Source organism: Alcanivorax sp. HI0044 (genome assembly GCF_001634945.1).
On sequence record NZ_LWEZ01001359.1, the window covers coordinates 1 to 1,157 of the forward strand.

General features: G+C 63.8%; 1 protein-coding gene. It reads right to left on the reverse strand.

Annotation, left to right across the window (positions count from 1 at the left end; translation table 11 throughout):
* Nucleotides 1–275: 275 nt before the first annotated feature.
* A partial coding sequence (locus tag A3730_RS20110) for a penicillin acylase family protein (protein ID WP_197477541.1) occupies nucleotides 276–1,157 on the reverse strand: 882 nt, incomplete at its 5' end.

Here is a 1,157-nt window from a genome sequence, read left to right on the forward strand (position 1 = left end):
CACTCGTTGTTGCGCTTTTTCGATGGATGGACATATCTCGATCCCAGTTAGGGGACACCTTCAAAAGCGCGCCCTCTGTGCCCCGAATGGGGTATAGATTGCGAACCAGCCTGAAAGACTGAGTACGCAAGGAGTTTTTCAGAGGTTCCCTAGCTTCCAGCCACTAGTTTCGAGTGAAAAGACGTTTTCAGCGGAGAAGCGCGGAGAAAAGCCGGGACGGATATCCCATGCTTTTCCCGCGCCTTGTAGCTAGCTGCTAGCAGCTCGAAGCTGCTTTACCGGTGCCCGGTGAATTCCACGACCTGCTGGAAGGTGGGGCGGTTTTGCCAGTGGATGGGGGCGACGCCGGACAGGCCGATGGCGCGGTGCTGGATCTGGTCCTGGCTTTCGTCCACGTTCCAGCTGTCCATGCTGGCGATGCCGCCCAGCTGGTCGATGGCCTGGTTGAGGCTGTCGGCCAGGGCGTCGCGGCAGGCGTTGCTGTCATCGGTGTCCGCGCAACGCAGGGCCCGGTACGGGTTGGCGCTGGTACCCAGGGCCTGCTCCAGGACCCGCTCCAGATAGCCGTAGTAGCCATTGTTATAGGCGGACCCACCGGCACCGGGCTTGTTGTCACGGCCCATCAGCGACAGGTTCTGGCCGTCCACGTCTTCCACGGCGGTGATTTGTGGCAGCAGGGTGTCGATCATCAACGGGTACCAGGCATCCATCAGGGCCACGGCGGCTTCTTCATCGTAGTTGCCGCTGCCGTCCCGGTCGCGGCGCATGGCGCCGTTGGTGACCCAGTCCTGCATCAGGCGGATGGCGCTGTCCTGGTCGCCGGTGACCGGTGCACTTTCCAGCAGGGCGAGGGCGTGGGGAATGATTTCCTGGCCACGCAGGTCCACGGTGGCGGCATCGCCCATGGCTTCCACCATGCGTGCCCGGGTGACGCTGCCCTCTTCGACCAGTTGTTGCAGGCGCACATCAAGGATGTCGTTGCGGTGGGCGGAGCCGTAGGGGGCGTGGGCGTCGGCAGCCCACCAGTCACGGGCCGGGCGGTTGTTCCAGCTGGCCAGGTAGCCGCGCTCAGGGTTACTGGCCTGGGGGTGGGCCTGTTGGGGCAGGAAGCCGTTCCAGTCGTACTGGCCGTTACCCCAGCTGGGCAGCTCCGGGTG